10 protein-coding genes are annotated in these 10279 nt (G+C 43.8%); 8 read left to right on the top strand and 2 right to left on the bottom strand.

Annotated elements, in window-relative coordinates:
• Positions 1–405: DUF5996 family protein (locus tag EO95_RS00850; protein ID WP_048131375.1), on the bottom strand; the 405-nt coding region annotated here is incomplete at its 3' end.
• 612 nt (positions 406–1017) lie between these two features.
• Positions 1018–1947, bottom strand: a complete 930-nt coding sequence (locus EO95_RS00840; protein ID WP_235282794.1) for a glycosyltransferase family 2 protein — start codon at positions 1945–1947, stop codon at positions 1018–1020.
• A 154-nt stretch (positions 1948–2101) separates the two neighbouring features.
• Here EO95_RS00840 and EO95_RS00835 point away from each other — a divergent pair, with 154 nt between their 5' ends.
• From EO95_RS00835 to EO95_RS00800, 8 genes are all read left to right on the top strand, one after another.
• Complete coding sequence (locus tag EO95_RS00835; RefSeq protein ID WP_048131373.1) at positions 2102–3532, top strand: flippase; 1431 nt, start codon at positions 2102–2104, stop codon at positions 3530–3532.
• 145 nt (positions 3533–3677) lie between these two features.
• The gene (locus tag EO95_RS00830) at positions 3678–4847 is read left to right on the top strand and encodes an ATP-grasp domain-containing protein (protein WP_048131372.1); all 1170 of its coding nucleotides are present in this window, start codon (positions 3678–3680) and stop codon (positions 4845–4847) included.
• 342 nt (positions 4848–5189) lie between these two features.
• Positions 5190–6209, top strand: coding sequence for an ATP-binding cassette domain-containing protein (locus EO95_RS00825; RefSeq protein ID WP_327037132.1), 1020 nt, complete (start codon positions 5190–5192; stop codon positions 6207–6209).
• Between the two features lie 3 nt (positions 6210–6212).
• Positions 6213–7049 carry an ABC transporter permease gene (locus tag EO95_RS00820; protein WP_048131371.1) on the top strand — a complete coding sequence of 279 codons (837 nt, stop codon included), beginning with the start codon at positions 6213–6215 and terminating at the stop codon, positions 7047–7049.
• Between the two features lie 55 nt (positions 7050–7104).
• Positions 7105–7344 (top strand): UBP-type zinc finger domain-containing protein, encoded by a 240-nt coding sequence (locus EO95_RS00815; protein ID WP_235282793.1) that lies wholly within the window; start codon positions 7105–7107, stop codon positions 7342–7344.
• A gap of 306 nt (positions 7345–7650) precedes the next feature.
• Complete coding sequence (locus EO95_RS00810; RefSeq protein WP_327037131.1) at positions 7651–8364, top strand: SDR family oxidoreductase; 714 nt, start codon at positions 7651–7653, stop codon at positions 8362–8364.
• Between the two features lie 289 nt (positions 8365–8653).
• Complete coding sequence (locus EO95_RS00805) at positions 8654–9367, top strand: SDR family NAD(P)-dependent oxidoreductase (protein WP_048131369.1); 714 nt, start codon at positions 8654–8656, stop codon at positions 9365–9367.
• Between the two features lie 57 nt (positions 9368–9424).
• Complete coding sequence (locus EO95_RS00800; protein ID WP_048131368.1) at positions 9425–10099, top strand: phosphoribosyltransferase; 675 nt, start codon at positions 9425–9427, stop codon at positions 10097–10099.
• Positions 10100–10279 lie beyond the last annotated feature (180 nt).

Here is a 10279-nt window from a genome sequence, read left to right as displayed (position 1 = left end):
GAGTCCGTCTCGTGGGCTCGGAGATGTGTATAAGAGACAGGCCCTGATCTCTGCAGTAATCCCGAGTTCTTTCAGGCATGAAAACACATTTTCATAAAACTCAGCCACGGAAAGTCCCTTCAGGGGAATGGTCCTGGAAGCCCACTCATTTGTTTCGATCCTTAAAACATGGTTCTTGAAATCAAACTCCATCTCAAAAGTTATGCCCCTGTAAGGAATTGGCCCGGTCGTAAGCCCGCGCACCGAGACATAAAAAGGCACGTGCCACCAGTGGTTCTTTTTCGGAAACAACCCGAGCCTTATTTTCCCCACGATCTGCAGAAACAGGTGCAGCGTGTTCTTCGTATCTTCCCATTCTTCAATGGGCAGAGGCGGAAAACGTAGATTTTTGACATTATTGTTCATATACTACCCCCTTCAAGGAGTCTTCATCAGTAAACTATAGTAAAGTTACTGGGAGCTTAAAATAAAACCATATGGGTTATTATATATAAACAGGTCAATTTTAACGGCAGGAAGTTTTCCTCCCACTACAATAGAAATCAATTTTTAAACTTTAAACAGCGATTTTACAGATTTTGCCGCTTGAATTGATCGAACTTCTTTCACGGGGATTTTGAGTGTTGCACATACTCTACTACCGCCCCGTCCGGATGACTTACCGTTATGTTCCTGCCGGTCGGAACCTTATTCGGCCCCCGGATGATTTCTGCTCCTTTTTCTTCCAGATAAACCCTGAACTCATCACAAGAGAATCAACAAGTATCGTCGCCTGTGTGCTTCTGAATGGTTTCTGAGCTTTGTCTGAGCCGGCTACGAATTTTAAAAGACACTGATGCATAACTGCAAATTCCGATTTTGAGAAACGAAACTTGAACCGGAATACATACAGAAAAAGATCTCTGAGACTTTTTGAGGAAAACAAGTTTATATATCCCAAAATCCCATTTTCTGGAGCTTGAAGAAAATATTTTAAAATATCGTTTTTAACGGAAATTCTTCCGAAAAAAATATTATTTAAGTTGTGGAAACCAGGGATTTTAGTCTGCCAATTACTAAATTCTTGTATTCGACTAACCTCGAAGTCCAGTAATATTCCCGGATTTCCCTGTCTTTTATTCTTTCTTCGCGTTTAATAAAGGGCTTTATATACCCCAGTAAAAAGGCTATTCCGGTATAGTGTGGTTTTTTCAGGGTATAGTTAAACACATTCAGTAATATTAAGATTGGATTTTTATTTAGATAGTAAGCCATGTATCCGTTGTATTTGTACCCCTTCCACAAACCTTCTGCACTGCCTGTTAATCTTTTTTCTACCATCTGTATTTCGTTAAATCTTTGAATCTGCCAGCCCCGCATTATGGCTTTTATATTTGAGATTGAATCCGCAGAAGGTTCTAATGAAAAGCCGTCAGTATCAAAAAAGCATTCTTTTGACCAGACTCTTCCGGTGCCTGATGGGAAGTTTTCAGCCTGTCCGGACAGCTTTAATTTTCCATCAATTTCATGGTATAGTCCTCCACTTGCAATACCTAACTTATTGCTGGATTCAAATTTATGCAATATCTTTTCAAAGTATTCTTTTTCCAGTACTGTATCCGCATCCATTGAAGCAATAAAACTATATTGGATTTTATGTCTGCCGCAATATTTTACAATAAAATCAAATCCGGACTTATATACATAAGATACGTGAAAAATTATGTCTCTCGGATGAGGCGGCAAACGTATAGTTTTTATCCAGGCATGTTTGGACACAAAGCTGTGTATTATTTTTGGAGAATTGTCAGTACTTCCATCATCAATAATCAACCAGAGAACAGGTTTTACAGTCTGGGAAATTACGGACTCGATTACCTCATGAAGATTCTTTTCTTCATCCTTAACAGGCGTTATCAAAACATACACAAATAATTCACTCTCCCCAACAACTAAAGAAATTTGCAAGGATATATAGTTGCCGTATTAAGGAGTTTTACCAGTTTCCAACGAATTTTATTCCGGAAGATGTATTATTTTGTGCACACTTTAATAATGGCTTCAGAATAAGTTCAACAATAAAGTTATATTCCTTTGTCACATTGTCCTTATAGATATTTTTATGCAGACTATTAAATACCTTGCGAGAAATAGCGGGTTTTTGTTTCTTAACGGCATAACAACAAATATTCTCAGTTTCTTCGCCATGTTATACATTGCCCGTTACCTGGGCCCCGAGGATTACGGAATATATTGTTTTGCTTTTGCTTTTATCTATTTTTTCAGTTTCATCCCTGACCTGGGAGTCCATCAAATACTTGTAAGGGAGGCTGCAAAATATCCCGAAAAAGCAGGGAAACTGATCGGCAACGGGACGATAATAAAATTCTTCCTTGCGTTCGTTGCATTAATCTTAGCTTTTATTTTTATAAATATCATAAATTTCCCCCCCTCCACAAAAAATGCATTGTATATAGTGTCTCTCGGACTGCTTATCAGCGGAACCGGAGCCTACGGAACTATATATGAAGCAAAATTGAGAATGGAATACTCTTTATTTTTCAACCTGATCAGCAGGGTCTTTCTTCTTATATTTATTTTTTTGGCTGTTGCAAATCATTCGACACTTAATGTTTTTATCTTTGCCTCGGTTTCAGCCACCCTTATACATAATTTATTGATGATCCTTTTCTCAAAAAAATTAGTTAAAGTATCCTTCGATGTTGATCTATCTTTAATAAAACAGCTATTAAAAGAAGCTATTCCGATTGCAGTCGCCTCGGTCTTTACTGTTGTATATTTCAGGATTGATGTCCTTATGCTCTCCTTTTTACGGGGAGATGCTGAAGTCGGGTTTTATTCTGCTGCCTATCGCCTTACGGATGCACTTGTTTTCTTTCCGACAGCGTTTACAACTTCCACATTTCCTTTGATGTCAAAATATTTTAAGGATTCTTTTGATTCATTCAGTTTTGCATATGCCAGGACTTTTAAGTATCTTTTCGCAGCAGGTCTGCTGATTGCAGTCCTGGTAACCTTTGCTTCGGAGAAAATCATTCTGACCTTTTACGGGCCGGAATATCAGAAATCAATAATTGCGCTGCAAATCCTTATCTGGGCAACAGCTATCACGTTCATAAGTGTTCTTATCAGTTCCACATGCGTTTCGAGCGGGAACCAGCAAATAATCTCAAAAACAGCCATATTAGCCGCATTTCTAAACGTAATTTTAAACCTGATACTGATCCCTTCAAATGGCTACGTAGGTGCAGCTATCGCGACTGTATTTTCAGTATTCGGGTCAATGATGTTCGGTCTTTTCTGGATTCATAAGAACCTTTTACACGAAAACCCGCTCAAAGGAGCCGTTTCTCCCCTTATAGGAGCAGGCGTGATATCTCTACTTATTATCCTGTTCGGACCATATATGGATATTCTCGTCCTCAGTGCTGCTTCCATCCCGGTTTTTGCTGCAGTCCTTTATTTCACCGGCTGGATAGATTCCGATGACAAAAATATTCTTTTAAAACTTATTTCCCGCACCACATCCTGATACAAAGAGACGTTCTGATACAAAGAGACGTTCTGATACAAAGAGAAGAAGAGATTTCTAATAGCTCCACAATAAATATTACTAACCTATCTTATTATCTGACTTCAGGTTTCCAGGCCGAAAGACCATAAAAAAGGTTATAAAAATGTTAATACTCGACCACCCCTACGTCTCCGACTTTTTAAAAGATACTGCTGCAGAGATGCAGATTCCTGTTTTAAAAAATGAAATGGCAGCCGAAATAAATGCCAAAAAAGAGCTGAGGCTCCTTGAAGAAGCTGAGTTTATAAAATTAATAAAAGAAAAGGGTGAATGTTCCCTTTATTCCAACTCCGAAAACTCCCTTGGCTGGATTTCTGAAAATTTGGATTTTACAGGGTTGCCTGCAAAAATTGAACTTTTCAAGAACAAAATCAAATTCAGAGAACTGCTGGAAAGGATATATCCTGACTTCTATTTCCAGGGCGTTGAGTTTGAAAAGCTGGATGAGATCCGGGTTGAGGATATCAAAAAGCCCTTCATCATAAAACCTGCTGTTGGATTTTTTAGCCTCGGGGTGTACAAAGTATCCACTAACGAGGAATGGTTTTCAGTCCTTCAGCGCATAAAAGCCGAAGTCGAGGAAATTAAGGGACGCTATCCGGTGCAGGTTCTTGATACCGGGAAGTTTATTATCGAAGAAAATATCGAAGGAGAAGAGTTTGCGGTTGATGCTTACTTCAACAGTGCAGGAAAGCCGGTAGTCGTGAACATCTTCAAGCACATTTTCTCTTCGGAAAACGATGTTAGCGACAGGGTATACTTTACTTCAAAATCGGTTATAGAAACTTATCGGGAAGCTGTGGAAGACCTTTTGAAGGAAATAGGGAAACTGGCAGGGCTTAAGAATTTCCCCCTCCATATCGAGCTGCGGATAGGTAACGACAGGAGAATCCAGCCCATTGAGGTGAACCCCATGCGTTTTGCCGGCTGGTGTACAACAGATCTCGCCTATTTTGCATATGGGATTAACACTTACAGGTACTTCCTTGGGCAGCTTGAACCGGACTGGAAAAGGATTCTCGAAGGCAGGGAGGGAAAGAGCTTCTGCCTTGTGATGCTGAACAAGCCGGTAGATTTGAATTTGAATGAAATAAAGGCTTTTGATTATGAAAAATTGCTTTCGGACCTTGAAAAGCCCCTGGAACTCAGGAAAGCCGACCATGAGAAGTACGGCTTCTTCGGGTACATGTTTACCGAAACCAGGGACAGCAATTGGGGAGAAATCGAAAGGATTCTGAAATCGGATTTGAAGGAGTATATTATAGGGAATTAAGTTATTTATCTCTGGAAAATGAAGGCCTTAAGAATAGAGACGTCCTTCGCAGAAAAAAAAGCCTGGCTGCTTTGCGGCCTGGAACTTTTTTACAATCATTTATCAGAAATCTGCTTTTCTCAAAAGGCCGCCCACAAAGCGGGCGGTGAGTGCCCTTGGTATGAGACAAGTAGATCCTGACTCTTTATTGGGATTAAGCTACTTATGGTACATAACCAGGGCCTTTCGGCTCAAAACAGGTTTTCCTTCAAATATATTTTAAAACTTTTTTAGATCACTTTAACTGGACTTCTAGAAAATGCCATCCCGGAAGTAAAGTATCTATTTATCGCTTAAGGTCGAATCTCCTTAGGAAAAGGGATAGGGGTCCTGACACTGGAAGGCAGCATCATCGAGGTAAATGACCTTGAATATTCCTTCGGCGACGTAAAAGCCGTCGATAACATCAGTTTTACTGTTCAGGAAGGCGAGATTTTCTCTTTTCTCGGGCCAAATGGGGCTGGGAAGAGTACTGTAATCAATATCCTCACCACCCTGCTGATGATCCAGAAGGGGACAGCAAAGGTTGCCGGCTATGACGTGGAAAAAGAGCCTGAAAAGGTAAGGGAATCCATAGGGATTGTTTTTCAGGAGCTGACCCTTGATCGGGACATGACTGTGCGGGAGATCCTGGAGTACCACGGAAGGCTCTATTCCATGCCGAAAACTGCAAGGCAGGAACGGATTGAAGAGCTTATTAAACTGGTCGAACTTGAAGGAAAGCGGGATACTCTGACAAGGCACCTCAGCGGTGGGATGAAACGCAGGCTTGAGATTGCAAGGGGACTTATGACCCGGCCAAAAGTGCTTTTCATGGACGAGCCTACACTCGGGCTTGACCCTCAGACCCGAATAAGGATCTGGGAATATGTAAAGGATATCAACCAGCAGGGCACAACCATTTTCCTGACAACCCATTATATGGACGAAGCCGACCAGCTCAGCGACAGGATCAGCATCATAGACCACGGAGAAATCATTGTCACGGGCAAGCCCTGGGAGTTAAAAAACGCCCTTGGACAGGACCTTATCTACCTGGAAAGCAGTGACAATGCTGCTGCTTCAGGTTTGCTCAAAGGGCTTTCCAGTGTAAAAGGGATCAGGGAAAAATCAAAGGGAATAGTTGTCATGGTCAATGTGGACGGCACCTATCTGCTGCCTGAGGTCATGGAGCTACTTCGAAACGGGGGGATCAGGGTTAAGGCCGTAAACCTCAAAAAACCTTCAATGGATGATGTTTTTGTCCACTACACCGGCAGGGAGTTCAGGGACGAGGGAGCAGAGAAGGGGTCGGTGGCAATCGTGCGGGCAGGGAGGCGTTAAAAGATGCACACGGGGTTTCTTACCATCTACTGGCGGGATATGCTCAGGTTTGTCAGGTTCAGGACCCTCCTGTTTGCGTCTCTTGTCCAGCCGGCTCTCTGGCTTGCGTTTTTTGGAATTGCGATGTCCAACAACTTTGATCGTGTGACTGCAACTCTCCCGGTTTTTCCCGGGGTCAGGTCTGTTAACTACCTTACCTTCATAGGGGCAGGCGTCATTGCCATGACCACGCTTTTTACAAGCCTCTTCGGGGGGACCGTGCTGCTCTTTGACAAAAACTGGGGGCTTATGCGGGAAACTCTTTCAAGCCCGCTTCCGAGAATCCACATCATTATAGGGATAGGGCTTTCAGGCATGACCAAGTCCTTTATCCAGGCCTCCGTTATCATGGGGTTCGGGCTTTTGCTCGGGGTCCAGTTTTTTGAAGGCTACAGCCCGATGCAGCTTCTAGTTTCCCTGCTCGGGATCATGCTCTTTGTCGGGATATTTTCCCTGGGCTTCCTCTTTCTCTCGGCTGCAATCGCCATAAGCATGGAAAGCCCGGAAGGTATGCAGGCAGTGATAACCCTGCTTACCATGCCCTTCTTTTTTACGAGCAATGCTCTCTATCCTGTAAGTTCTTTTCCTCCACTGCTTCGGGCCCTGTCCACAATCAATCCCCTTACCCATCTGGTCAGCGGGATCAGGTATTTTGCAATAGGGAGCGACTTTTCTGCGATAGGAATCCGTTATACTTACACCCAGAGCGATATCCTTGTCTCCTTCCTTGCCCTGCTGGCTTTTGCAGGAATAATGTTCCTTATTGCAAGGTGGAGGTTTAGCAAGGTGACTGTCACATGATTCACGTTTTAAGAAATTGAACCGAAGGAAAACCATGGTTTGTGAGCACAAAGATTTGATACAAATAGAAGATGTAGAACCGGGCTCAAAGGGTTGTGGGGAATGCCTGAAAAGCGGAGACCGGTGGGTGCATTTGAGGATATGTCTTATCTGCGGGCACGTGGGATGCTGTGACATGTCAAAAAACAAGCATGCAACAAAACACTTTCAGGAGACCGGACACCCCATAATTCAGTCTTTCCAGCCCGGAGAAGACTGGAAGTATTGCTATCTGGACGGCGAATATCTGGAGTGAACCTGAAGAATATCTGGAATAAACCGGCAGCTCTAACTTTCATCTTCCTGCCATCAGGAACTCAGCCAGGGCTCCGGAGAAATCAGTGCTTTTTTTCAAGGAAGGCAAGTTAATCAATAGAAAAAGAACCTGAAACCAGCTATGAAAGAACATGTCGCAAGAAATTAAGTTTGAAAGAGATATTTATTCCTGAACCCTATTATGGAACTATGTTTCCAAAAGTATATGCGTCCTCCGATCCGATTATTAAATTTGAGATTAAATAAAAAATTACTGGATAAAACTGTTCAAGTACAGGTGATACTGATGATGAGCTTAAAAGGCCAAACAGCAATCGTAACTGGAGGGGGCAGAGGGATCGGGAGGGCGGTCTGCCTGTCGCTGGCAAAAGAGGGAGCAAATATTGTCATTGTGGCAAGGCACAGGGAAGAAATCGAAGAAACCGCAAGAATGGTCAAAAACATAGGGAGCAGATCCCTTGAGATCCAGGCAGATGTGAGATCTGAAGCGGATGTTGAGGGTATGATCCTGAAGGCCATCGAGAAGTGTGGGAGGATTGATATCCTCGTCAACAATGCTGGGGTCGTACACATGAACCACATAGAAGAGACCTCAATTGAAGAATACGACGAGATGATGGATACAAATGTTAAGGGGACTTTCCTCTGCACGAAATACGCTGTGCCTTATCTTGAAAAGAGCGAAAACGGTAAGATAATTAATATCTCCTCAGGCGCAGGCAAACACGGGCTTTCAGACCTTTCCGTCTACTGTGCCTCGAAGTTTGCGGTAAACGGAATGACCGAAGCCCTGGCCTCCGAGTTGAGCGGAAGGGTGATGGTCTATTCCGTCTGCCCGGGGGCAGTGGACTCGGAGATGTACCATTCCATGTTCAAGGACAGGCCTGTGCTCAAACCGGACCACGTTGCTGAAAAAGTCCTGGAACTGGCTCTCCCGGAGTCAAACATAATTTCAGGCTCGGTCATCGAGGTCTATGCCCCGCCGGTCCCGCTGCTCTGATAGGCTATAAAGGATGGGAAACATTGGTTTTACGGATAACCGAAAAGGCATGCAAGGGAGAATCCACCTGAATTGTCTTTTTCCTCCCTCTTTATGACTTTGTTGGCGGATATTTGCTCAGGTTAAGCTTTACATCTGATCCAGTTTTATATCTGGTTCAGTTTTCCTTCCGAATTTTTAGCCTGAACAGGGCTAAGCTTGATGATTTCCTTTTCAGAACTCTTTCTCAGAAACTATGCTTCCAAAGATATATCCTTCATCCTGCTAAAGAATTAATAAAGGGACTTCTATGAAACTGAAAGGTCAGACAGCTATTGTAACTGGTGGAGGAAGGGGAATTGGAAGGGCCATCTGCCTGGCGCTGGCAGGAGAAGGAGCCGATGTTGTAATTGCTGCAAGAACCGGGAAAGAGATCAGGGAAACTGCCCGGTTGGTTGAGAGAAAAGGAGGAAGGGCTCTTGCAGTAAAGACCGATCTCAGGGTAGAAAGAGACGTTAAGGACCTTATTTCAAAGGCAGTAAATGCCTTTGGGAGGATTGACATTCTGGTGAATAATGCCGGAGTAGCATACAATAAGTACCTTGTGGAAACCTCGACAGAGGAATATGATGAAATAATGGACACAAACGTGAAGGGGATTTTTTACTGCACAAAATATGCCCTGCCCCAGTTGCTGAAGCGGGGGAACGGCCGGATCATCAACATAGCTTCAGAGGAAGGAAAACGTGGGGTCCCTAAGCTTTCGGTTTACTGCGCCTCGAAATTTGCGATAATAGGCCTAACCGAAGCTCTTGCCTACGAGGTGGGAGGAGGGCTGCAGGTATATGCAGTCTGCCCTGCAGGTGTGGACACCCGGATGTACCACTCCATATACTCCGATGTGCCGACTCTCAAACCGGAAGATGTTGCAAGGCAGGTACTGGCCCTCTGCCTGCCGGAAACGACCCTCCCCTCAGGCTCTTCAGTTGAGGTCTACAGCCCACCTGTAAGGGTTGTTTTTTAATGGGGTATTGAAAGAGGGACAAACTCAGGAAGTTAAGGGGGAAGCTGAGGAGGAAGTATGTTCAAAAACCGTAAAGATGCAGGAGAGAAACTGGCTCAAGTTCTTGAAATGTACAGGCCTGAAAACCCTCTGATCCTTGCTATTCCGCGCGGGGGGGTGGAAGTGGGACTGCAGGTTTCAAGGAAGCTGGGAGCTGATTTCTCCCTTATTATTGTAAGGAAACTGCCTTTTCCTGACAACCCTGAAGCCGGATTCGGGGCAATAGCCGAGAACGGGAGTACCTTTATTATAAAAAATGCCGGCTACTGGCTCGCCAGGGAAACTATTGAAAAGATCAAACAGGAACAGATTGCTGAGGTCGAAAGGCGCGTAAATGCTTTCAGGGGGGGAAATCCTCTGCCTAAACTTTCAAGAAGAACAATAATCCTTGTCGATGACGGGATTGCTATGGGTTCTACCATGCGGGTAGCCATTAAACTTTGCAGAGCCAGGAAGGCAGGAAAAATTGTAGTTGCTGTGCCTGTGGCAGGAAGAGAGGCAGCAGACGCGATAGCAAAAGAAGCCGATGAACTCGTAGTACTCGATATACCTGTCTATTTCAGGGCTGTTGCTCAGGTTTATGAAAACTGGTATGATGTCTCGGATGAAGAAGTGCTTGACCTGCTCAGGCAAAGGATAAGTGAAAAAGGAATAAAAGATCATGAGTTTGACCCATCTGAACTGGTAACCTGAAAGAAATTCATGATCAAATATCTTTATTAAACAGATCCCGGAAAATGAAGCTTCAAAATTAAATTCCTTTGCACTCAATGTTCCTGTTGTCCTTCCCGAGTTTCGCTTCGGCACCCGAGTTTCGCTTCGGCACCCGAGTTTCGCTTCGGCACCCGAGTTTCGCTTCGGCACCCGAGTTTC

Source organism: Methanosarcina sp. 1.H.T.1A.1 (assembly GCF_000979295.1).
Lineage (GTDB): Archaea > Halobacteriota > Methanosarcinia > Methanosarcinales > Methanosarcinaceae > Methanosarcina.
Note: the sequence above shows the minus strand (reverse complement) of the source record. Positions and strands in the feature narration are given on the sequence as shown.